The sequence below is a fragment of the Antricoccus suffuscus genome (genome assembly GCF_003003235.1).
Taxonomy (GTDB): Bacteria; Actinomycetota; Actinomycetes; order Mycobacteriales; family Antricoccaceae; genus Antricoccus; species Antricoccus suffuscus.
The window spans coordinates 213,674-234,994 of the sequence record NZ_PVUE01000003.1 but is presented as its reverse complement, the minus strand read 5'-3'; the positions used below and the strand labels follow the sequence as shown (position 1 = coordinate 234,994).

The 21,321-nt window shown below is 65.6% G+C and carries 24 protein-coding genes; 10 read left to right on the top strand and 14 right to left on the bottom strand.

Going from position 1 to position 21,321, the window contains the following annotated elements; genetic code table 11:
* Positions 1-54 precede the first annotated feature (54 nt).
* From CLV47_RS06185 to dacB, 10 genes are all read right to left on the bottom strand, one after another.
* On the bottom strand, positions 55-558 hold the full coding sequence (locus tag CLV47_RS06185) for a DUF3180 domain-containing protein (RefSeq protein ID WP_170110975.1): 504 nt from the start codon (positions 556-558) through the stop codon (positions 55-57).
* On the bottom strand, positions 548-1,069 hold the full coding sequence (gene folK / locus CLV47_RS06180; protein WP_106348202.1) for a 2-amino-4-hydroxy-6-hydroxymethyldihydropteridine diphosphokinase: 522 nt from the start codon (positions 1,067-1,069) through the stop codon (positions 548-550). Before folK ends, CLV47_RS06185 begins: the two co-directional genes overlap by 11 nt.
* A complete protein-coding gene (gene folB, locus CLV47_RS06175) occupies positions 1,066-1,428 on the bottom strand; it encodes a dihydroneopterin aldolase (protein ID WP_106348201.1) in 363 nt (120 codons plus the stop codon). Before folB ends, folK begins: the two co-directional genes overlap by 4 nt.
* Positions 1,425-2,291, bottom strand: a complete 867-nt coding sequence (gene folP, locus CLV47_RS06170; protein WP_202862420.1) for a dihydropteroate synthase — start codon at positions 2,289-2,291, stop codon at positions 1,425-1,427. Before folP ends, folB begins: the two co-directional genes overlap by 4 nt.
* 3 nt (positions 2,292-2,294) lie before the next feature.
* Positions 2,295-2,876: a GTP cyclohydrolase I FolE gene (gene folE / locus CLV47_RS06165; RefSeq protein WP_106348123.1), complete on the bottom strand. Its 582-nt coding sequence runs from the start codon at positions 2,874-2,876 to the stop codon at positions 2,295-2,297.
* Positions 2,876-5,035 (bottom strand): ATP-dependent zinc metalloprotease FtsH, encoded by a 2,160-nt coding sequence (gene ftsH / locus CLV47_RS06160; RefSeq protein WP_106348122.1) that lies wholly within the window; start codon positions 5,033-5,035, stop codon positions 2,876-2,878. The genes folE and ftsH overlap by 1 nt, the downstream gene beginning before the upstream one ends.
* A gap of 198 nt (positions 5,036-5,233) precedes the next feature.
* The gene (hpt, locus tag CLV47_RS06155; RefSeq protein ID WP_106348121.1) at positions 5,234-5,773 is read right to left on the bottom strand and encodes a hypoxanthine phosphoribosyltransferase; all 540 of its coding nucleotides are present in this window, start codon (positions 5,771-5,773) and stop codon (positions 5,234-5,236) included.
* Between the two features lie 24 nt (positions 5,774-5,797).
* Positions 5,798-6,790 carry a tRNA lysidine(34) synthetase TilS gene (gene tilS / locus CLV47_RS06150; RefSeq protein ID WP_106348120.1) on the bottom strand — a complete coding sequence of 331 codons (993 nt, stop codon included), beginning with the start codon at positions 6,788-6,790 and terminating at the stop codon, positions 5,798-5,800.
* Between the two features lie 7 nt (positions 6,791-6,797).
* Positions 6,798-7,877, bottom strand: coding sequence for a zinc-dependent metalloprotease (locus tag CLV47_RS06145; protein WP_238145251.1), 1,080 nt, complete (start codon positions 7,875-7,877; stop codon positions 6,798-6,800).
* Between the two features lie 18 nt (positions 7,878-7,895).
* A complete protein-coding gene (gene dacB, locus CLV47_RS06140; protein WP_170110974.1) occupies positions 7,896-9,305 on the bottom strand; it encodes a D-alanyl-D-alanine carboxypeptidase/D-alanyl-D-alanine endopeptidase in 1,410 nt (469 codons plus the stop codon).
* Between the two features lie 222 nt (positions 9,306-9,527).
* On the opposite strand from dacB, the gene CLV47_RS06135 reads away from it, so the two are divergent.
* From CLV47_RS06135 to CLV47_RS06125, 3 genes are all read left to right on the top strand, one after another.
* A complete protein-coding gene (locus CLV47_RS06135) occupies positions 9,528-10,025 on the top strand; it encodes an inorganic diphosphatase (RefSeq protein WP_106348117.1) in 498 nt (165 codons plus the stop codon).
* A 121-nt stretch (positions 10,026-10,146) separates the two neighbouring features.
* Positions 10,147-10,554, top strand: a complete 408-nt coding sequence (locus CLV47_RS06130) for a hypothetical protein (protein ID WP_106348116.1) — start codon at positions 10,147-10,149, stop codon at positions 10,552-10,554.
* 7 nt (positions 10,555-10,561) lie between these two features.
* Positions 10,562-10,972, top strand: coding sequence for a DUF3817 domain-containing protein (locus CLV47_RS06125; RefSeq protein WP_202862419.1), 411 nt, complete (start codon positions 10,562-10,564; stop codon positions 10,970-10,972).
* A 16-nt stretch (positions 10,973-10,988) separates the two neighbouring features.
* Here the strand turns inward: CLV47_RS06125 and CLV47_RS06120 are convergent, their stop codons facing one another.
* Both CLV47_RS06120 and CLV47_RS06115 read right to left on the bottom strand, forming a co-directional pair.
* The gene (locus CLV47_RS06120; RefSeq protein WP_106348115.1) at positions 10,989-12,215 is read right to left on the bottom strand and encodes an amidohydrolase; all 1,227 of its coding nucleotides are present in this window, start codon (positions 12,213-12,215) and stop codon (positions 10,989-10,991) included.
* Between the two features lie 98 nt (positions 12,216-12,313).
* A complete protein-coding gene (locus CLV47_RS06115) occupies positions 12,314-12,820 on the bottom strand; it encodes an amino-acid N-acetyltransferase (protein WP_106348114.1) in 507 nt (168 codons plus the stop codon).
* A 53-nt stretch (positions 12,821-12,873) separates the two neighbouring features.
* Here CLV47_RS06115 and CLV47_RS06110 point away from each other — a divergent pair, with 53 nt between their 5' ends.
* Positions 12,874-13,344 carry a peroxynitrite isomerase gene (locus CLV47_RS06110; protein ID WP_106348113.1) on the top strand — a complete coding sequence of 157 codons (471 nt, stop codon included), beginning with the start codon at positions 12,874-12,876 and terminating at the stop codon, positions 13,342-13,344.
* A gap of 34 nt (positions 13,345-13,378) precedes the next feature.
* Here CLV47_RS06110 and CLV47_RS06105 read toward each other — a convergent pair whose 3' ends face one another.
* Entirely contained in the window at positions 13,379-14,170 is a 792-nt protein-coding gene (locus CLV47_RS06105; protein ID WP_106348112.1) for a DUF6597 domain-containing transcriptional factor, read from the bottom strand.
* A gap of 156 nt (positions 14,171-14,326) precedes the next feature.
* Between CLV47_RS06105 and CLV47_RS06100 the strand changes: the two genes are divergently transcribed.
* Positions 14,327-15,505: an acyl-CoA dehydrogenase family protein gene (locus CLV47_RS06100; protein WP_170110973.1), complete on the top strand. Its 1,179-nt coding sequence runs from the start codon at positions 14,327-14,329 to the stop codon at positions 15,503-15,505.
* Between the two features lie 123 nt (positions 15,506-15,628).
* On the opposite strand, the gene CLV47_RS06095 is transcribed toward CLV47_RS06100, so the two are convergent.
* The gene (locus CLV47_RS06095; protein WP_106348110.1) at positions 15,629-15,985 is read right to left on the bottom strand and encodes an ArsR/SmtB family transcription factor; all 357 of its coding nucleotides are present in this window, start codon (positions 15,983-15,985) and stop codon (positions 15,629-15,631) included.
* 104 nt (positions 15,986-16,089) lie between these two features.
* Here CLV47_RS06095 and CLV47_RS06090 point away from each other — a divergent pair, with 104 nt between their 5' ends.
* Genes CLV47_RS06090 through CLV47_RS06070 form a run of 5 tightly spaced genes read left to right on the top strand, consistent with a single transcriptional unit; the run spans position 16,090 to position 21,314 of the window.
* A complete protein-coding gene (locus CLV47_RS06090; protein ID WP_202862418.1) occupies positions 16,090-17,709 on the top strand; it encodes an ABC transporter substrate-binding protein in 1,620 nt (539 codons plus the stop codon).
* A gap of 3 nt (positions 17,710-17,712) precedes the next feature.
* Positions 17,713-18,750 carry an ABC transporter permease gene (locus CLV47_RS06085; RefSeq protein ID WP_202862417.1) on the top strand — a complete coding sequence of 346 codons (1,038 nt, stop codon included), beginning with the start codon at positions 17,713-17,715 and terminating at the stop codon, positions 18,748-18,750.
* Complete coding sequence (locus CLV47_RS06080; protein WP_106348109.1) at positions 18,743-19,699, top strand: ABC transporter permease; 957 nt, start codon at positions 18,743-18,745, stop codon at positions 19,697-19,699. Before CLV47_RS06085 ends, CLV47_RS06080 begins: the two co-directional genes overlap by 8 nt.
* Positions 19,696-20,634: an ATP-binding cassette domain-containing protein gene (locus tag CLV47_RS06075; protein WP_106348108.1), complete on the top strand. Its 939-nt coding sequence runs from the start codon at positions 19,696-19,698 to the stop codon at positions 20,632-20,634. Before CLV47_RS06080 ends, CLV47_RS06075 begins: the two co-directional genes overlap by 4 nt.
* The gene (locus CLV47_RS06070; protein ID WP_106348107.1) at positions 20,628-21,314 is read left to right on the top strand and encodes an ABC transporter ATP-binding protein; all 687 of its coding nucleotides are present in this window, start codon (positions 20,628-20,630) and stop codon (positions 21,312-21,314) included. The genes CLV47_RS06075 and CLV47_RS06070 overlap by 7 nt, the downstream gene beginning before the upstream one ends.
* Positions 21,315-21,321: the final 7 nt, after the last annotated feature.

Below are 21,321 nucleotides of genomic sequence, written 5' to 3'. Positions count from 1 at the left end.
AAGGCCGGCGCGAAGCCTCGAATTCGTGAGTGCTTCACCTGCGCGCAACCGGGGCTAGCGGTGGGTCAACCAGTCGCCGTCGGGGTCGTCGTCGTCCTCGTCGTCTTTTTGAGGCGGGGTGCGACAGCCGTATTCCAGAAATATGCCGCCGGCTACGAGCGCGGCCGAGCACAGCAACCCGAACGCCGCAACGACGGTGTCGGCCTTCGCCGACTGTAGATAGCCCCACTGCCCACCGGTATATATCGCGACTCCGGCCCACACGCCGACCAGCAGTGACCCCACGATCGAGCTCGCCTTTGCAAACGCGAGCGCCCGCGCGGCGACCAACGGTTCCGGCGGAGTCGTACCGGGCGCGCGGTCGATACGGCGCTTGAGCTGCCGCCCAAACACGAACTCGGCGGCGGCGAGGATCGCAGACCACAGCGGGACGTACCAGTCCAATGGAGGGATTGACCCGTAGAAGCTGCGCACCAACCCCCAGCTCAACAAGCCCGCCACCACGGCGATCGTGGCTAGCGTGGACGCCTTCGTCGACGCGAGTTGCTTACGCGCCACCACGCACCTCAAGGTGTATGTCGCTACGGCGTACGACGCGTTGCTCCGGGTCTGCCAGGTCAAGTGCGCCGACAAGTTCGGCCACCGGGCCCTGAGGCAGCCGTGCTGCGGGCTCGATTTCTGCCCACGGGACGAGCACGAACGCGCGTTGGTGTGCCCGCGGGTGCGGCAGGGTCAGCGTCGGATCGGCGCTGGTGACCGAGGCGGGACCGTCGTACACAGCGACGATGTCGACGTCGAGCGTGCGCGGTCCCCATCGCACCTCCCTCGTGCGGCGGGCTCGATCCTCACATGAGTGCGCGAACTCGAGCCAACGCCAAGCGTCGCGGGCCGGGTCGTCAACGATCAGAACCGCGTTATGGAAGGGATCTTGCTGGACCCCGCCCCACGGCGCGGTCTCATAGACCGACGACACGGCTCGGACGGCGGAACCGGCGGCAGTCAGCACCGACTGCAGGTGTCCGATGGTGTCGCCGATGTTGGAGCCAATGGATAGTACGGCGCGAGTCACGACTTCTCCCGGCGTACGACGACCGCCACGTCGGCAAACGTCAAAGGGATCGGCGCGGACGGCTTGTGCACGACGATCTCCGCCCACTCGACCAGGTCGTAGCCGAGCGCGACATCCAGCAACCGCTGAGCGAGCGTCTCGATCAGGTTGCATGGCTCACCGGCCACCACGCCGGCAAGCCCTTCGGCCAGCTCGCCGTAGTGCACGGTCTGCAACACGTCGTCGGTCTGCGCCGCGGCCGACGTGTCCAGGCCAAGAGTGCAGTCGATGACGAAGTCCTGCCCGTCACGTCGTTCGAAATCGAAGACCCCGTGGTGGCCACGGACCGTCAGCCCGCGCAGCCGTATCTCGTCGCTCATCGGCCCGCCCATGCGGCCGCGACCCGGACCGCGTCCATCGACGGGCGCACCTTGTGCACCCGCACGGCCCAGGCGCCTACCATCGCCGACATCATGCTGATCGCGGCGGTCGCGTCTTCGCGTTGGTCCGGCGGCCGTGGAGTGCCGTCCGGCGCCGCCAACAACGATCCGAGAAAAGACTTGCGTGACGCGGCGACAAGCACCGGATAACCCAGCTCCAGCAGCGCATCGAGCCGGCGAAGCAGCTGCCAGTTGTGCTCGGCGGTCTTGGCGAAGCCGAGTCCCGGGTCGATCGCGATCCGCTCTGGCTTGACTCCGGCCGCAAGTGCAGCATCGACCCTCGCCGACAGCTCGCGGCGTACGTCCTGTACGACGTCCTCGTACGTCGCGAAGTCCCGCATCGTGGCCGAGTGCGCCCGCCAGTGCATCAGGATCACCGGCACGTCGTACGCCGCGGCGACCGGCAGCATGTCCGGGTCGGCGAGGCCGCCCGATACGTCGTTGATCGCGGTGCACCCCGCATCGAGCGCGGCCCGCGCGACATCGGCGCGCATGGTGTCAACCGTGGTCGGGATCCCCCGCGCGGCAAGGGTTTTGAGCACCGGCACCACGCGCCGGGCCTCGTCGCCGCTGGCGACCCGGGCCGCACCGGGTCGGGTGGACTCGCCACCAACGTCGATGATGTCGGCGCCGTCGGCGTACATCTGCTCGGCGTGCGCCAACGCCGTGGACTCGTCGAGGTAGCGGCCGCCGTCCGAGAACGAGTCCGAGGTGACGTTGAGTACGCCGATGACCGCGCACCGACCGAGAGACGCCCCGCCCGGTAGTCCTGCTGGCGGCGACGCCGGAGCGCTCGTGAGCACCGACTACCTGCCGACGATGAGGCTCATCGCCTCGGCTCGAGTGGACAGGTTGTGCTGGAAGATGCCGCGCACGGCGGACGTGACGGTGCGTGCACCGGGCTTGCGGATGCCGCGCATCGCCATGCACAGGTGCTCGCACTCGATTACGACGATCGCGCCACGCGGTTTGAGCTCGCCGACCAGTACGTCGGCGATCTGGCCGGTGAGCCGCTCCTGCACCTGCGGCCGCTTGGCGAGCAGGTCGACGAGGCGGGCAAGCTTGGACAGTCCGGTGATTCTGCCGTCAGCGCCGGGGATGTAGCCGACATGCGCGACGCCGTGGAAGGGAACGAGGTGATGCTCGCAGGTCGAGTAGAGCTCGATGTCGCGGACCAGGATCATCTCCTGATGGCCCTCGTCGAAGACGGTCTGCAGAACTTCGCTCGGATCGCTATGCAGACCGGCGAATATTTCGGCGTAGGCGTTAGCGACACGTTGGGGAGTGCGCTGCAAACCCTCGCGGTCCGGGTCCTCACCGATCGCGATCAGCAGTTCACGGACGGCGGCGATGGCACGGTCACGGTCGAACGGGCGCGCCGCGTCCATTAGGCCTCGCCGGGATGCGGCCGATTGACCCAGTCGGCTGGGCGAGTGCCCTGAGCGGGCGGTTGCGGGCGTTCGGCTTCCGGTGTCGCCGACTGCGGTGGTACGGCGGGCAGCTCAACCGTATGGTCGAGATCCGCGCTGTGCCTGCCGCCGCCTGGGCGAGCGGCGAGTTCATCGACCGGGTGACCGTTGGTCTGCTGCTGCGCCCGCATTTCGGCCGGGGTGAGTACCGGCGGTTGGTTGGACGGTTTACGCCGGTCGGAGGAACCGACGTACGGCGCCATGGGCGAGCGTTTCTTGACATTGATGCAGATCCGGTTCATGTCATCGGCGCTGAGCGTCTCGTTTGCCATCAGCTCCAACACGATCTGGTCAAGCTCGGCGCGATGGGCGGTGAGGATCTCGTAGGCCTCATCGTGCGCTATCTCGATCAACTCGTGGACCTCGGAGTCGATGACGGAAGCCACCTGCTGCGAGTATTCCGGCGAGTGGCTCATCTCGCGGCCGAGGAACGGCTCGGAGTCTTTGCTGCCGTATTTGACCGCGCCGAGCTTGGCGCTCATGCCGTATTCGGTCACCATCGACCGGGCAACACTCGTCGCCTTCTCGATGTCGTTGCCCGCACCGGTCATCGGATCGTGGAAGATCAGCTCTTCCGCGGCCCGCCCGCCGAGCATGTAGGCGAGACTGTCGATCATCTCTGAGCGCGTCTGGGTGTATTTGTCTTCGGTCGGCAGGATCAGTGTGTGCCCGAGCGAGCGGCCACGCGGCAGGATCGTCACCTTGTGCACCGGCGCGGAGTGCGGCAACGCCTGCGCGACGAGTGCGTGTCCGCCTTCGTGGTATGCCGTGAGCTTCTTTTCCTTGTCGCTCATCGCGCGACCCTTGCGTTCTGGGCCGGCGATAACGCGGTCGATCGACTCTTCGAGAGTCTCGTTGGTAATCGACGTACTCCCGTGGCGCGCCGTGAGGAGAGCGGCCTCGTTGATGACGTTGGCGAGGTCCGCGCCGGTGAAGCCGGGGGTACGACGCGCGACGGTGTCGAGGTCGACGCCGGGCGCCATCGGCTTGCCCTTGGCGTGCACCCGCAAGATCCCCTTGCGACCCTCGAGGTCGGGCCGGTCGACGGCGATCTGCCGGTCAAACCGACCGGGGCGCAGCAGTGCCGGGTCGAGGATGTCCGGACGGTTGGTCGCGGCGATCATGATGACGCCGCCCTTGACGTCGAAGCCGTCCATCTCGACAAGCATCTGGTTGAGGGTCTGCTCGCGTTCGTCGTGACCGCCGCCCATGCCCGCGCCACGATGACGGCCGACGGCGTCGATCTCATCGATGAAGATGATGGCCGGCGCGTTGGCCTTGGCCTGCTCGAAAAGGTCACGCACACGAGAGGCGCCGACACCGACGAACATCTCCACAAAGTCCGAACCGGAGATTGCGTAGAACGGCACCCCGGCCTCGCCCGCGACGGCGCGCGCGAGCAGCGTCTTGCCGGTACCCGGCGGGCCGAACAGCAGCACGCCTTTGGGGATCTTCGCGCCGACCGCCTGAAATTTGGCCGGGTTCTCCAGGAAGTCTTTGAGCTCGCCAAGCTCTTCAAGTGCCTCATCGGCGCCCGCGACGTCGGCGAAAGTCGTCTTCGGCATGTCTTTACTGACCAGCTTGGCTTTGCTCTTGCCGAACTGCATCACGCCACGGCCGCCACCCTGCATGGAGTTCATGAGGAAGAACAGCAGCCCGAGGATGATGATGAACGGCAAGATGCTCAGCAGCATCGAGACCAGAACACTCTGTTGAGTCACCGTTGTCGTGAAACCGGTGTTCTTGGACGCCGTCGCACTGTCGCCCTGCGAGTCACGGACCGCGTTGAAGATCTCCGTGCCGGCGCTGGACGGGTACGACGTGGTGATCTTGGTGACTTTTTCCTTGCCGTCGCCCGTTGGGTCGATCGCCTTTTTCAGGATGATGTCGAGGGACTGCTCTTTGTCCTTGATGTTGACGGATTTGGCGTTGCCATCCTGAAGCTGCCCAATAGCCACCGACGTCTTGACGTTGGTGTAACTGTCGCCGCCGGACAGCACAGAAGGCAGCACGAGCGCGATGACGGCCGCGATGAGGATGAAGAACCACGGCGATCTGTAGAAACGCTTATTTTTCATGCTTGCGCGGACCGGGGCGGTCCGTACCTCCTGAGTCTGGCTGCCAACACACGCCTGACCTAGCGCTACGCGCAGATCTGGAAGTTACGACGATACCCGCCGTCCCCGCGCCTACACGCGTGAACGTACGCATCTCGTAACAGAGGTCCAACGCATCACGGAGGACTGTTGTTCCGACGTGACCTACGCCGCTGCGATTCAGGAGTAGATCTCGGGTTTCAACGTGCCGATATAGCGCAGGTCGCGATAACGCTCGGCGTAGTCGAGGCCGTAGCCGACGACGAACTCGTTGGGGATGTCGAAGCCGAGATATTTCACCTCGATCGGGACCTTGATCGCGTCCGGCTTGCGCAGTAGCGTGCACACCTCGATGGACGATGGGTTGCGCGCGCCGAGGTTCTTCAGCAGCCACGACAGCGTCAGGCCGGAATCGATAATGTCCTCGACGACCAGCACGTCCTTGCCGGTGATGTCCTTGTCCAGGTCCTTCAGAATCCGCACGATCCCGCTTGAGCTGGTGGACGAGCCGTACGACGAGACCGCCATGAACTCCAGCTGCACCGGCAACGGCAACGCCCGCGCCAAGTCCGACATGAACATCACCGCACCCTTGAGGACCCCGATCATGAGGACTTCCTTGTCGGCGTAGTCCGCGGCGATCACCTCCGCGAGCTCACGGGTCTTCTGCACGATCTCTTCCTCGGAGATCAGTACCTTTTCGATTTCGCCGTCGTACACGGGCGGGCCTTCCTGAAGTGGTCGCTAGCGCGTCAGATTGATCGTCTCACGAGTGCGCGTCACGCGCCGACCGCCGGGCAAGTACGCCGGACCCTGGCCGTGATAGTCGGCGACCAGCGCGTCGACGGCGGCGATGTGCGGGCCGGTCAGCGAGCCGAACCCGCCGTCTTTTTCGAGCCAGAGCTTAATGATCCGGCGTCGTAGCCCGGCCGGGTGGTCGGCGAGCGCCCGGGCCCGCAGCGCCGAGGCCATATCCGGCACCGGATCCGCGCGAAGTACGTCGAGCGCCCTCAGCGCGAGCTCGCCGACGGCCCGGTCATCGTGCTGCAGCAATTCGGCGGTGGTGGCGAGCGCCTCGGCCACTCCCCCGCCGAGGATCTCCTCCAGCAGCGGCAGCGCCTCGTTTCGGATCCGGACGCGGGTGAACCGGGGGTCGTCGTTATGCGGATCGTCCCAAATCGGTAGACCCTCGTCGCGGCAGGCCGAGCGCGTCTGGGCACGCCGTACCGTCAGAAGCGGCCGTCCGTAAGGGAAGTTGTGGGCCGACATGCCGGCGATCGCCCGTGGCCCGGAGCCCCGACCGAGGCCGAGCAGCACCGATTCGGCCTGGTCGTCGAGGGTGTGCCCGAGCAGGATCCAGCGGCCGTGCGACTGGGCGGCGAGGGCGGCGTACCGCGCGGTTCGTGCCTGCGCCTCGATATTGGACGTCCCCGCGACGGTCACCGTGCACACCGTCGCCGAGCGAGCGCCAAGCCGCCGAGCCAGGTCCGCAACTTGTGCGGCCCGCGCCGCGGAACCGTCCTGCAGCTGATGGTCGACGCTCAGCGCATCGACCTCGAGGCCGAGTTTGCCCGCCTCGAAGATTGTCGCGGTTAGGAGCGCCAGCGAGTCGGCCCCACCGGAGACGGCCACGCACAACGATTCGGCGGGCGGATACGGCTGATCGTGGCCGGCATTCTCGAGCCACCGGCGTACGGCGACCCGGACGGCCGCGACCGCGGGCGGAGGCCCGACCACCGGCTGGTCAGGAGGCGCCGGGCGTGATGCCCAGCGGCTGCACGCGCTTGACCCAGAGCGCCGGATCGCGCAACTCGGTCATCGTCGGGAGGTTGTCCGGGGTCGCCCACACGCGGTTGAACCCGTCCATCCCCACTTCGTCGACGACGCCGTCGATGAACTTGCGCCCCTCGGCGTACTGGCGCATCTTGGCCTCGAGGCCCAGCAGCTTGCGGAAGACCCGGTCGATCGGTGAGCGCCCCGCCCTGCGGCGCTTGAACTTGCGGCGGATCTCCGCGACCGACGGCACGACGGAGGGCCCGACCGCGTCCATCACGTATTCGGCGTGGCCCTCCAGCAGGCTCATCACCGCGGTCATCCGTTCGATGATGGCGCGCTGCTGCGGGGACTGCGCCAGCGAGACGATGCCGAGGCCCGGTTCCCTGTCGCCGGACCGTTTGCGGTCCTTGAGCTCGCCGGCGACTTCCTTGATCTTCTGCTTGAGCGAATCGGAGTCGAGGTCCGACGCATCGACCAGATCGGCAATCTGGGTGCGCATGTACTGGCCAATCCAGTCCACCGCGGTGAACTGCAGCCGGTGCGTGACCTCATGCAGGCAGACCCAGAGCCGGAAGTCGGTCGGGTTGACGTCGAGCTTGCGTTCGGCGTCGATGATGTTGGGCGCGACGAGTAGCAACTGACCGCCGCGGGGCCCGAATACATCGAACTGGCCCAGCACGCGGCTGGCGAGGAACCCGAGCACGACCCCGGCTTCGGTCCCGGTGACCCTGGACCCAACGAGCTTGCCGACCCCGGATGTCGCGTTGGCGCTGGCCAGCTTGTCGACCAGCGGTGCCATGAGGTGGCCCACTGACTCGCTGTTGACGTCGATCCAGCCGGCGCGGTCGACCACCAGGGTCGGCGCGGTGTGCGGCGGCTGCGCGATCTTGGTGATCGCGCTGACGTGCGCGTCCGCCGCCAGCGCGCTCTCGCGCAGCTGTGCGACCGCCGATTTAGCCTCGTGCAGCGATACTTCCGGTCCGGCACGCACTACCCGTTTGCCGGCGCGCGCGGCAACATCCCAGTCGATCATCGCATCAGAACTCATACGTCTGAGGTTACGTGCCTATTGGCACCCGCACCCGGCCATCGTCGCAGCGACCTCGTCCAGCGCCGCCCTCGCCGGGTCCTGTGCGGGCGCTCCATTGGAGATCAGCGCAAATATGAGCAGCCGGCCATCGGCGGTCACGACGGTCCCGGCGAGCGTATCGACGGCCGTGAGCGACCCCGTCTTTGCGCGCACGTCTCCCGCGGCGGCGGCCGCCGAACCCGATAGGTAGCGGGTCGCGAGCGTGCCGTTGTAGCCAGCGACCGCAAGGGCCGAGCCGACGACGTCGGTCAACGGCTGGTCGCCTTTGGCCATCACAGCAAGCGCGGAAGCGATCGAACCGGCGCTGGCCCGGTCATTCATCGACAGTCCGCTGGAGTCGTGCGCTTCAAAGCCGGTCAGGTCGACGCCCATTCCCTGCACGACCTTGGTGACCGCCGATACTGCGCCTGTGAACGACGGCTGCGCACCTTCGGCGATCGCGACCTGCCGGCCGAGGATCTCGGCGAGCACGTTGTCGGAGTTGACGAGCGCCTGCTCAATCAGATCCTCAATCGGCGCCGACTGGACGCTGCCGAGGAGGGTTGCCCCCGGACCGGCCTGACCGCGTCCGACGACGGCGCCCGGGCTGCCGAGCGCGGCCGCGAGCGCCGTACCCGCGGCAAGGTCGGGGTTCGCGGTGCGCTGGGCCTTGTCTTCCGGGCTCAACCGGCCGGCGTCGACCATGACGGGGTAAATGGGTGTGGCGTACGTCGATGGAGCGTCGCCGGCGCCCCATCCGACGGCCTGCGGCGGGCCCGCGAACGCGCCGTCGTCGACGGTGACCTTGGTGACGCTGCCCGGCGCGATTCCGGCGGCCCGCACGGCGGCGGCCAGCTGCTCGACCGAGGCCGCACCCGGGTAGAGCGTCGAGGTCGGTTGCGAGCTGAGGGTCGGGTCGCCGCCTCCCACCAGCACGATCTCCCCCGGCGCGGCACCGGCGACGACCTTCGTGGTCAACCGGGTGCCAGGCTTGACCGCTTTCGCGGCCGCGATCGCGGTGAATAGCTTCATCGTCGAACCGGGCTGCAACGAAGCGGTTCCATCCTGGTCGAACAACGTCGTACCCGACGCCGGGTCGACGACCACGGCTGCGGTACTCCCGAGCGCCGGGTTGGCTAGTGCCGGCGCAAGCGCGGCCGCCAGGCCCGTGGTCGAGGGCGTTTTGGCGTTTGGATCGAGGCGGCCCAGGACCGGTGACGGGCTGGAGTTAGGCGGCAACTCTGTGACGAGTTGCTTGGTCTGGCCCTTGGCGCCGGCGGCCGGGCGCGTGGGCCCGGTGACCTGACCTACGACGACGACAACCGCGACACCGAGGACCGCGGCAAGCACGACCGCGCCGAACACGATAAAGGCCCGTGCCACGGCGTTCTTCCGACGCCAGACCACGGGGTCCACGTTAGGAAATGACGGCGTCTTCATCCAGCCCCTCAGTCGTGTGCGGCCTCTCGACGTACCAGAGTAGTGGCGCGCGGGATGGGCCCGCAGCCGCTCACGCCGGACACGGCATAATGAGCGGGCCCGATGTGCGCCCTATTCGGTGTGCCCGGCCCCAAGTCACTTGCGATGTGCCTTTTATCGACGAGCGCATTCATACGAGGAGAGATAGCTGTGGAATTCGACGTACTCATTGAGATTCCCAAGGGAAGCCGCAACAAATACGAGGTCGACCACAGCACCGGCCGGGTGCATCTCGACCGCTACCTCTACACCTCGATGGCCTACCCCGCCGACTACGGCTACATCGCCGGAACTCTCGCGGACGACGGCGATCCACTCGACGCGCTGGTCTTGCTCCCGGAGCCGCTGTTTCCCGGCTGTTATGTCGCCGCCCGCCCGATCGCGATGTACAAGATGGTCGACGAAGCAGGCGGCGACGACAAGTTGTTGTGTGTGCCAGCCGGTGACGTTCGGTGGGACGGCATCAAGGACATCGGCGACGTCTCGCAGTTCCAACTCGATGAGATCAAGCACTTCTTCGAGCATTACAAAGATCTCGAGCCCGGCAAGCACGTCCAGGGCTCGGACTGGGTCGGCGCAGCGGAAGCCGAAGCCGAGTACTTGAAGTGCGTCCAGGCGTTCAAGGACTCGGCCGACCCGCACATCTAAACCCGTTCCCCACCATCCACGGCAACTCGCCCCGCGATCCGCGGCAAGTCGCCTGCGGAATGCGGCCAGCATCTCGTGCACCGCGAGGGCCGCTCACGGCACGCCGACGTACCCTTGACTGATGCGTAGCGTCCTGACCTCCAAGTGGCTGACGTGGCACGCCGTATGCGTCATTTACTTGGCGGTCTGCGTGCTTGCATTCCTATGGCAGTTCGACAAGGCGGAATCGAGCGCCGGTGACTGGCAAAACATCCTGTACGCGATCCAGTGGCCGATCTTCGCGCTGATGGGGCTGTACGGATGGGGCCGCTCGATCTGGATGCACTTCCATCCACCAGGCGCCAACGAGCCCGCCCTGCTGTGGGACGAGCCCGATCCGGGGCGCGTGATCCACGACGTACGTCCGAAGGCCATCACATCCCGGCCACACTATTCGGACTACATTGGCCCCGAAGACCCGGAGACTGCGGCATACAACGAGCATCTCCGCGCGCTCAACGAAAAAGCCGCACAGGAACAGGAAGTTTGATCCGACCGTGACCGACATAAACGAAACCGACGCGCCCGCGAAACCCCACGTGAAGCGGCCCGCCGGCGCCCGCCGGAAGCGCAAGACCAACTTCATCGACCGGATGGCCGTCACGACGGCGCTGCGCAACTACCGGATCATGGCGTGGATCGTCGGCGTACCGCTGGCGGTGCTCATCCTGGTCGCGGTGCCGCTCAAATACTTCGGGAACAACCCGACGCCGGTCACCGTCATCGGTGTCGCGCACGGTTACCTTTACCTAATCTTCATCATTACCGCCGTGATGTTGTCGATCAAGCGCCGCTGGGACTTCAAGCGCACCATCATCGTCATCCTGTGCGGCACGATTCCGCTTCTCAGCTTCTACACCGAGCACGTCGTACACAAGAATGTGCTTGCCGGCAAACCCGGTTGGTAGACAGGTCGCCGGGGACTTAGCTGTTTTCGAACTGCTTCGCGGTGACCGGCAGGTCCCGCTCGTAGTCGTACTCGTAGACGTTACGGCCGTCGATCCACACCTTCTCGCAGCGCGAGTACACGTCGAGCGGATCCCCCGACCACAGCGCGATGTCGGCGTCCTTACCGGGTTCTAGCGAGCCGACTCGATCGTCGAGTCCGAGCATCTCGGCCGGATTGATCGTGAGGCTTTTAAGCGCTTCATCGCGGTCGAGACCTTCTTTTACCGCGAGCGCCGCCTGGTAGACGAGGAACTCGATCGGTACGACGGGGTGGTCCGTGGTGAGCGCGATCTTCACACCCGCCTTCTGCAGGTGGCCCGGATTCTTCAACGAACGACGCCGTACCTCGACTTTGGAACGAGACGTAAAGAGTGGCCCGATGACGACCGGGATCTGCTTTTCGGCAATAAAACTGGCGATCAGGTGCGCCTCCGTGCCGTGGTTGATCACCAACCGGTAGCCAAACTCCTCCGAAAGCCGGATCGCCGTCGCGATGTCATCCACGCGATGCGTGTGCTGGCACCACGGAAGCTCACCGCTGAGCACCCGAGCGAGAGTTTCCTTTGTCGGGTCGTACTTTTCAGTGCTGTTCTTCCGCATCCGCGCGTCGGCGTACTCCCGCGCGTCGGTAAGCGCGTCCCGGATCACGGCCGCGACGCCGAGCCTTGTCGACGGGAGCGCCTTCTTCTCGCCGTACACGCGCTTGGGGTTTTCACCGAGCGCGCTCTTGACGCTGCACGGTTCCTTAAGGACCATCTCGTCGACGATCCGTCCCCATGTCTTGATCGCGACGGTCTGGCCGCCGATCGGGTTGCCGGAGCCCGGTTTGACGACGGCGGTGGTGATGCCGCCGCTGAGCGCATCGCGCAATCCCTCGTCATCGGGGTTAATCGCGTCGAGCGCTCTTAGCCGCGCGCCGTTGGGGTCGGTCATCTCGTTGGTGTCGTCGCCGGCCCAGCCCTCGCCCTCTTCGTGTACGCCGAGGTGCGCGTGCGGCTCGACGAATCCGGGCAGGATCCACTTCCCTTTCGCATCGACGTTTGCCAATCCGCGGGGTATTTTCGTCTTGGTACGCCGACCCGCCGCCAGGATCTTGCCGCCGCGGATAATCACCGTGGCGTCGTCGATCGGCTCGCCGGCCATGCTGAGCAGCCGTCCGCCCACCAGCGCGAAGTCAGTCTGTTTTCCAAGCCCGTCAGACATGTCTCTCCAAGTGCGTCGGGTATCCGGACCCCGCCGCCGGAGTCCTCCGTGAGCACCCAATATTAGCTGTCTGACGCAACAGCGTCTGGCAGTTGGCGTTACAGCAGGCGCAGCATCCGCGAGTTGCCGAGCGTATTGGGCTTGACCCGTGCCAGGTCCAGGAACTCCGCGACACCGTCGTCGTGCGAGCGCAGCAGTTCGACGTACACGTCCGGCTCGACCGGCGTACCTTCGATCTCCATAAATCCGTGCCGGGTGAAGAACTCGATCTCGAACGTCAGGCAGAAGACCCGGTCGACCCCGATTTCTCGAGCGTCGTCAAGTAAGTGCTCCAGAAGGATCGAGCCAACGCCCTTGCTCTTAAAATCCTTCGACACAGCCAGCGTGCGCACTTCGGCGAGGTCTTCCCACATCACGTGCAGCGCACCGAATCCAGCGATCTCGCCGTCGACTTCGGCGACACGAAATTCTTGCAAGCTCTCGTAATATGCGACAGCTTCCTTCGCGACAAGTACACGCGCATCCGAAAGTGGTTCGACGATGTGACGGATGGTGGGGACGTCTCGCGTGTGTGCACGGCGTACGACGACTTGTTGCTCTGGCATGCTTCTATCTTCCAACACGCTCCGCTACTACGACGATGTGGGACAGTCGAGTCATGACTCCGCAGCTGCATCCAGGTATTGAACCGCTTCGGCACCTTCTTGGCACTTGGTCCGGTCCAGGCCAAGGCGAGTATCCGACGATTGAGCCGTTCGAGTACGTCGAGTCCGTGACCTTCAGCCACGTCGGCAAGCCATTCCTGGCCTACGCACAGAAGACGCGCAATCCCGACGGGCTGCCGATGCATGCCGAGACCGGCTACTGGCGGCTGCCCTCGGCCGGCCAGGTCGAGGTTGTCCTCGCGCACCCGTTCGGCATCGTGGAGATACTCGAAGGGACGCTTGATGGGTCCGGCGTGTGGCTGCGATCGACGGTCGTGCACGGCACCAGTACGGCGAAGGACGTCACCGCCACCGAGCGCGACTTCATCCTGGACGGCGACGTGTTGCGGTACGACGTGCGCATGGCCGCGGTCGGCCTGCCGCTCACCCACCACCTCAGCGCCACCCTCACCCGCGACTTGTGAGTCTGTGCCCTGCCAATCATCGCGACGTCGTCGACTAGCGACCTGACGACCGCTCGACGAGTAGTGCCCGCGGAGGGAGACCGCTCAGCGCAGTCGAGTCGCGCGTGAGGTGCGCTTGGTCGACGTACCCGGCCGCGAATGCCAGTCCCGCAAGCGATGCCACGTCACCGGCACGCTCGGCCGCATCAAGGAACGACCTGAACCGGCTCACTCGCTGGATCGTCTTTGGCCCGAGACCGGCGTTCCTTTTCATCAGCCGGCGAAAGTTGCGCGGCGAGTGCCCGAGCCGCTCGGCGATTCGGTTGATGTCCTGACCCGGATGACACTCAAGCATCCGGAATCCCTCGGCTAGCGACGGGATCGCTTCCCTGTCGGCAAAGATCCGGCGTACGGTGTGCTCGTCAACGGCCCAGACCGCGTCAGTCAAGGCCCGCGCCACGGACGGCGTGAAGATCTCGCCGAAGCCCAGCCGCTGATCCACGAGCTCGTCGGCGTCGAGTCGGGTCACCGTGGCCAGAGCGGCCGGGTTGATCCTGATCGCGCGCAAGTTGAAGCGGCCCTCGAGCTCGAAAAGGTCTGGTCCGGTAGCCGGCCCTACGAGCCACGCCGCGCCATCGTCCCGGACAATTAGATCCGCACAGTTATCGGGAAGAATCCGAGAGGCACCGCTATGCGGCGGCAATCTATGCGTCCACCAGCAGCGAATGAGATCCGGTCGGGCCACCTCGGTGTGCTCCCGATACGTCGGCGCCGGCCGATCGTGGCCATCTGGTGCGGGACGGCTAAATCCAGCGACCATGGTCTTGGATTCCCGGTCGAGCATCATTCAAGTTTCCCACGTCCCGGCGGGTATTGCGAGAACGGAACCCAATATGCCTGAGAGACTGGCGACGGTCGGCTCTGGGAGCATTATCGGCGTTGTTAAATGTCCCGGCGACTAGCCCATTGTGGGACGAGTCGTGTCCGTGATGCACTGCATTGCATGACGACATCAGCCGAACTGATCGACCGTGCCGCTTCCCTCGTCCCGGTCATCGCCAAGCGCGCCGACGACGCCGAACGCGGCCGCACCCTTCCTGACGAGACGATCGCAGATCTTCGCGAAGCCGAGCTGCTGAGCGCGCTTGTGCCTAGGGAGCTCGGTGGCCACCAGCTGGACTACCGCACGCACACGATGATCGCGCGCATCCTGGCCCGCGGATGTGGCTCGACGGGATGGGTAACGAGCTTCTTCGGCCTGCACGCGTGGATTCTGTCGCTGTGGCCGGACGCCACCGTCAGGGAGCTGTTCGCCAACGACCCGATGCCCTTGGCCTCAGGGCCTTTTGCGCCGAACGGTAAGGCGGTCGCTGACGGCGACGGCTACCGACTCACCGGCCGCTGGTCGTGGGCGACCGGCGTACATCACGGTCCGTGGGTGATGGCCGGCGGAATGATCCCGCCACCCGATGGTCACGGACCACCGGACGTACGACTGTTCCTGTTGCCCACCGAGGACGTCGTCGTACACGACACGTGGCACACCGACGGCATGCGTGCCACGGGCAGTGATGACGTCAGTGCCGCGGAACTCCTTGTTCCCGAAGATCGCGCGTTCCGGCTCGGCACCATCCGCGAGGCACGACCGGCCGTGGCGGCGCCGTACGGCGATCCCATATATGGCTGGCCGATGGTCCCTGTGCTCGCGTTGGGCGCCGCCGCACCCTTGCTCGGGATCGCCGAGGGTGTGCTCGAGGCATATCGGGCACGGCTCAGCGAACGGGTAATGACCTACTCGCCCGGCACGAAGCAGCGCGACGTGCCCGGTGCCCGACTGCGGCTGGCACACGCTACTGCGGAGCTGCACGCGGCGACCCTCGCCTTCGACGATGCCGTCGCGCGGCTGGACGCCGTACGAGATGGTGCGCCGCCGCCGGACCTCGCCGAGCGGGTGCGTATCCGTTGGACGGTGGCGTGGGTCGTCGGTGTCTGCCGCCGCGTCGTGACCGAGCTGGTCGCCGGCAGCGGCGCCAGCGCACATCGCCTCGACTCCCCACTGCAGCGTGCGCTCAGGGACATCAACACCGGCAGCGGGCACGTCGTGTTCGATCAGGACACGAGTGCCGAGCTGTTTACGACGCACATGTTCGGCGACGAGCTCCCGATCGGGTCGCTCGTCTAGAGCAGGAGTTCTTTGATCGACGCTTCCATCCCATCGAGAGCGGAGAGGTCGATGCCGAATTTTTCCTGCAGCGCATCGACAAACTTCGGTTGACGTGCTCAATTCACGACGCTCGGTCGGGCATCAGGTGTCGTGGTCGGGGTGCAGCTGCGTGTGTGGCGCTTTCATGTGGTGCAACACCTGATGCGCCGCATCGTCACTGAGCCGCCAGCGGCGGTAGCGGCCGTCCTTGCGGCACGAAACTACGTGCGCACCCTGTAGCGTCGCGAGGGCCTGCGTCACGGTGTTAGGGGTTATCCCTGTAGCCGCGGCGATCTCAGACACCGAGGCCTCGGGCGCGGCATGTACGGCGATGAGAATCTTCATTCGCGTCGGATCCGCAAACAGCTCAAACGTGCCAACCCATTCGCTTATCGCGGCGCTACTGCTGTTCACTGCATCTGCGGCGATGTCGCCTGGTCTCTCGTTTTCCGCACTCACGTCATCCTCGCGTTCAGCCAACGATCCAGCACGACATGTGTCTTGTTAAACACATGTGAGGTAGTGTCGGAAACCGTCACTCGCTCCCCACCTGAAGGCTACCCGTGTCCGAATTCAGCAGACGACTCTTCCTCATCGGCACGGCGGGTGCCGCGCTCGCCGCGGCCGCATGTTCTGCGCCGACGACCGGCGGCGGCGGTCGTTCTGCTTCCCTCTCACTGGTCACCGCGCTCCTCCCCGAAACGCTCAACCCGATCGCCGGTGCCGACAGCAACGGGATGGGCAAGATCAACGAGGGACTGCTCACCCTCAAGGCAAAGCCGAACGACCTGCCGGACCTTGTGCCTCAACTGGCAGCGAGTCCACCGGAGCCGTCCGAGGACGCGAAGACCTGGACGGTCAAAATTCGCTCGGGTGTCACGTTTTCCGACGGTACGCCGCTGACCGCCGACGATGTGGTCGCGACGTACAAGGCGATCATCGACCCGGCGACGGCCTCGCCGATCGCCGGCGACCTCTCCATGCTGGCCGGCATCGAGGCGCCCGACCCGGCCACTGTGGTCTTCACCCTCAATATCCCGTACGTCGCATTCCCGACCAAACTCCTTGTCGGGATCGCACCGGCGAGCGCGATCGTTGCCGGACAGAAGGTCGAGGAGTCAGCGCTCAACCAGAAGCCGATCGGGACCGGTCCATACGTCGTGGAGTCCTTCTCCAACGGCAAACTGGTCTACGCCGCCAACGCCAGATTCCGGGACGGGGCACCCGCAGTCAAGAAGGTCACCTACGTTCTGGCCGCCGACGACAACACTCGCGCTCAGCAGATGACCGCCGGTGAGTACGACGGTTCAGTTCTGCCACCACGACTCGCCGCCAACTTCAAGAAGTCCGACGCAGTCGACGTGATTGCCGCGACATCCGCCGACTGGCGCGGAATCTCGCTGCCACTGGACAACCCGGTCACCTCCGACCCGGCAGTTCGGATGGCGCTCAACCTCGCCGTCGACCGTCAGGCGATGCTCGACAGCGTGCTGATGGGGTACGGCCGCATCGCTTCGACGTTCATTCCGCCACAGTACGTCGACTATTACTCCGAAGACGCAGTATTCCCGTATGAGCTCGACAAGGCGAAGTCGATGCTCGACGAGGCGGGCTGGATCGAGGGATCGGATGGAATTCGGCACAAGAACGGCGTCCGCGCCGCGTTCACGGTTATGTACAAGCCCGAAGACCGACTGCGTAAGGATCTGTCCGCCGCGTTCGCATCCGAGGCACTCAAGGCCGGCTTCGACGTGTCGATCGAGGGTCAAGGCTTCGACGTACTGGAGCCTCGCATCCACAAGGACGCGGTGATGCTGGGCGGCGGCGACACTCCGTACGACGTCGACTCGCAGCTGTACTCCATGCTGCACTCCTCCTACCCGGCCGCTGGCGCCTACTACGACAATCCAAGCCAGTACGCCAATCCCGACATGGACGCGGCCCTCGACCTCGGCCGCACATCGCTGACTACAGAGGACCGGGTCGCGGCTTACGAGAAGGTGCAGGACATCTACCTCGCCGAACCCTCAATGGTCGTGCTCGTCTTTGTCGATCACACCTACGTTCAGTTGAAATCCGTGACTGAAGCGTGGAATGGCACGCAGACGATTCTCGAACCGCACGAGCATGGTACGGCGTGGGGACCGTGGGTCAACATCGAGAAGTGGACCCCGAAGAAGTAGTCCGTGTCAGATCTCGCTACCGCCGAAAAGGCGTCTCAACCACCGCCAAGTTGGCAATCTCGCGCGCGATGGACGAAGGCTGCCAAGCTCGCAGGCTGGCGTGCCGCGGTCGCGTTTCCGATCACGGCTTTCGTGTCGATGGTCGTCTTCTGGCTCGCATCGATCGCGCCGTTCAACCCGCTCGCGGCGTACCTAGGAGCGAAGTTCGAGCGGGTAAGCATCGAGCAACGCGCCGCGCTCGCCGAGGAGCTGGGTATCAACGACGCCTGGATCGCGATTTGGGGACGGTGGGTGCGCGACGTCGTACTGCACTGGGACTGGGGCTACTCGAGGTCGATGTCCCGTCCGGTAGCCGAGGTGCTTTCAGAGCGGCTCCCGTGGACCCTGATGCTCGCTGGTGTCGGCATCGCCCTCGGCGTAGGGATTTCGCTCGTGCTCGGCGTCAGCGCGGCCCGTCGTCCGGGTTCTACGATCGATAGGTTCGCGACCGGACTGGCACACCTTGTCCAGGGAATACCGCCGTTTGTCATCGCGCTGGGCGCGGTCGCAGTCTTCTCGCTTGCCCTGGGATGGCTGCCAGTCGCCGGCGTGTCGCGTGGTGGAGCGGACCCGACGTGGGGTTCGATCGCCATCCATATCGTCCTTCCCGCAACGGTTCTTGGCCTCTCGCAGGTTCCGTGGCTGTTGCTCAACATTCGTACGTCGGTGATCACCGCCCTCACCGAGGATCACGTGACCGCTGCCCGCGCGCGCGGACTTCCTGACCGAACGACCGTGTGGCGCCACGCGCTTCCCGCAGCGTTACTACCATTCGTCACGGTCATTGGCGCACGACTCCCCGAGCTGGTAACGGGCGCCGTCCTCGTCGAGACCGTATTCGCCTGGCCCGGCCTCGCCGCGGCGACCGTCGACGCAGCAGTGTCCGGCGACTTCCCGCTCCTCGCCGCCGTCACGGTGCTGACTTGCCTGATGGTGCTCATCGGGTCGCTGCTCGCCGACGCCCTCTACGTGCTGGTAGATCCGAGGGTCGACGATGCCTGACAAACAGACCGTCGCAGATCCGCGGTACGACGTGGCCGATCACGCCGCCGGCCGGACCGTCACCGATCGCACGTGGCGCACAGTCACCGGCTGGCCCCGAGACCGGCGTCAGAAGCGCCCGACCGGACGGCGGACAGTCACGATCTGTGTGCTCACTCTGGTGGTGCTCGGCATCTACTGCATCGTCGTTCCTGCGTTCAGCGACACCGACCCCCGCGTCGTCGACCTAGGCGCGTATCTCGAGGTGCCGTCCGGCGCCCATCTCATGGGCACCGACCTTCTCGGCCGGGACCTTCTCGTGCGTTGCGCGCAGGCGCTACGGATCTCGCTGCTCCTCGCCGCTGCGGCCGCAGTCCTCTCCACGGTGCTCGGCGTACTGGTCGGCACCTTGGCGGCCGCGTTTGGCGGCCTGGTCGACAAATTCGTTATGCGCTCGGTCGACGCACTCAACTCACTTCCTCACCTGCTGCTGGGCGTCGTGATCGCGTCACTGTGGCGCGGCCAGTGGTGGGCTATCGTCGCGTCAATCGGGATCACTCACTGGACCCAGATCGCGCGCATCGTCCGCTCGGAAATCCTGTCTCTGCGCGGCCGAGAGCATGTTGCCGCGGCCGTCGTGTCCGGCGCCTCCCGCAGACAGGTCTGGGCCACCCATTTAATCCCGGCCGTCGTACCGCAAGCGTTGCTCGCGGTCGTACTCACACTTCCGCACGCCATCTGGCATGAGAGCGCACTGTCATTTCTCGGCGTCGGACTGCCACCGAACGACCCGTCGCTCGGCACCCTGCTCGAGGACGCCAGAGAGGGCATCCTCGGTGGCGGCTGGTGGCTCCTGGTGTTTCCGGCAGCGCTTCTCACCGCGGCCTGTCTCGCCGTAGCGGGACTCGGCGGCAGACTGCGGGAGAAGTCGATTCCGAAGCGCGCGATCGAGGCGGAGGTGACGCGATGAGCAGCGCAGCCACCGGTATGGAGCTCGTCGACCTGTCGATCCGAATACCGCTTCCAGGTACACCACGGCGTTGGGTGTATCCCGCCCGCGATATCAGCCTGCCGTTCCATGCTGGCTCGATTACCGCGATCGTCGGAGAGTCCGGCTGCGGCAAGTCCGTGCTCGCACTCGCGGCGATGGGGCTGCTTCCGGCAGGGACGCAGACCAGCGGCTCGATCTTCGCCCGGGACATCGACGTACTCGCCGCTACCGAGTCCGAGTTGCGCAACGTGCGCGGGCGCGGCGTCGGACTCATCCCGCAGTCCGCGGCCACGCACCTCACCCCGGTACGCACCATCGGCTCGACCATGGCCGAGTCTCTTGCTATACATGGGTTCCCAGCGCGACCGATCGATATCGCTCATCTACTGCGGACGGTCGAGCTGGACGCGGAAACGGCGCGGCGTTACCCACACGAGGTATCCGGTGGGATGGCACAGCGAGTGCTCATCGCACTCACCTGCGCGCTTGAACCGACCATCCTGGTCGCCGACGAGCCGACGTCCGCGCTCGATGCGGACACCGCCGCGCTGGTCCGACGACAACTGCGCGATCAGGCCAATCGGGGTGCCGCCGTCGTGCTCATTACTCATGACCTGGTTGCCGCACGGGCCGCCGCGGACCATGTCGCCGTGATGTACGCCGGACAGATTCTCGAGACCGGTCCCGCGAGGGTCGCACTGCGTGCACCGGCGCACGACTACACGCGCGCGTTGCTGGCCGCGCTACCCGAGAACGGCCTAATACCCCCGCCCGGTACCCCGTCCTCGCTCGTCGACCCGCACCCCGCCGTGTGCCCGTGGCACCAGCGGGTCGGTGTGTCATGCAGTGCCGCCTCGCTGAGCGCGGTCGGCGCCGATCATCTCGTGGCGTGTGATTCGGCGGCGCGATGCTAGTCCTGGACGACCTCGCGGTGCGCTACCCGGGCGAACCGCGGCCGGTGTTCGCCGGCCTAACCCTCACCGCTCACGCGCGCCTGACCACCGGCGTACACGCGCCGTCCGGCAGCGGCAAGACGACCCTATTGAAGACGGCTGCGCTGTTACTTGCCCCAGAGCACGGCAACGTGACGCTGGACGGATCCGCCGTGAACGGCGCTGGCTACGCCGTACCACGGGACGTGCGTCGCAAGGTAGGAATCGTCTTCCAGTCGCCACGCTCATCAACCGATGGTCGACTGACATTGCGACAGATCATCTGCGCGCCACTGTCGCACGACCGCGGCCGGCTGCGGCCGAGGCACAAGGACACCGCCGAGCTGGTCGCCCAGCTGACCGAACAGGTCCAACTGTCCGACGATCTCCTCGACCGGCTCCCGCACCAGGTATCCGACGGTCAACTCCAGCGCGCATGCCTTGCCCGTGCCTTAGCGCTCGATCCGAAGGTGCTGATCTGCGACGAACCCACCGCGATGCTCGATGCGCCAACGACGGCGGTCATCATGCGGCTGCTTCGCGCTCACGCGGACGCGGGCGCCGCCGTACTTGTCGCGTCCCATGACTTGCCACTGCTGGACGCGACATGCGACCACGCCGCGAGTCTCGCCGAGCTTCAATCAGGAGACGAGGTCACGTGAATTGTGC

What these genes read in the sequence shown, in the direction of transcription:
- folB (WP_106348201.1), bottom strand. Translation starts at nt 1,428, where the DNA reads ATGAGCGACGAGATACGGCTGCGCGGGCTGACGGTCCGTGGCCACCAC.
- folE (WP_106348123.1), bottom strand. Translation starts at nt 2,876, where the DNA reads ATGGACGCGGCGCGCCCGTTCGACCGTGACCGTGCCATCGCCGCCGTC.
- ftsH (WP_106348122.1), bottom strand. Translation starts at nt 5,035, where the DNA reads ATGAAAAATAAGCGTTTCTACAGATCGCCGTGGTTCTTCATCCTCATC.
- CLV47_RS06145 (WP_238145251.1), bottom strand. Translation starts at nt 7,877, where the DNA reads ATGAGTTCTGATGCGATGATCGACTGGGATGTTGCCGCGCGCGCCGGC.
- CLV47_RS06130 (WP_106348116.1), top strand. Translation starts at nt 10,147, where the DNA reads ATGCGTAGCGTCCTGACCTCCAAGTGGCTGACGTGGCACGCCGTATGC.
- CLV47_RS06120 (WP_106348115.1), bottom strand. Translation starts at nt 12,215, where the DNA reads ATGTCTGACGGGCTTGGAAAACAGACTGACTTCGCGCTGGTGGGCGGA.
- CLV47_RS06115 (WP_106348114.1), bottom strand. Translation starts at nt 12,820, where the DNA reads ATGCCAGAGCAACAAGTCGTCGTACGCCGTGCACACACGCGAGACGTC.
- CLV47_RS06110 (WP_106348113.1), top strand. Translation starts at nt 12,874, where the DNA reads ATGACTCCGCAGCTGCATCCAGGTATTGAACCGCTTCGGCACCTTCTT.
- CLV47_RS06105 (WP_106348112.1), bottom strand. Translation starts at nt 14,170, where the DNA reads ATGATGCTCGACCGGGAATCCAAGACCATGGTCGCTGGATTTAGCCGT.
- CLV47_RS06100 (WP_170110973.1), top strand. Translation starts at nt 14,327, where the DNA reads ATGACGACATCAGCCGAACTGATCGACCGTGCCGCTTCCCTCGTCCCG.
- CLV47_RS06080 (WP_106348109.1), top strand. Translation starts at nt 18,743, where the DNA reads ATGCCTGACAAACAGACCGTCGCAGATCCGCGGTACGACGTGGCCGAT.
- CLV47_RS06075 (WP_106348108.1), top strand. Translation starts at nt 19,696, where the DNA reads ATGAGCAGCGCAGCCACCGGTATGGAGCTCGTCGACCTGTCGATCCGA.
- CLV47_RS06070 (WP_106348107.1), top strand. Translation starts at nt 20,628, where the DNA reads ATGCTAGTCCTGGACGACCTCGCGGTGCGCTACCCGGGCGAACCGCGG.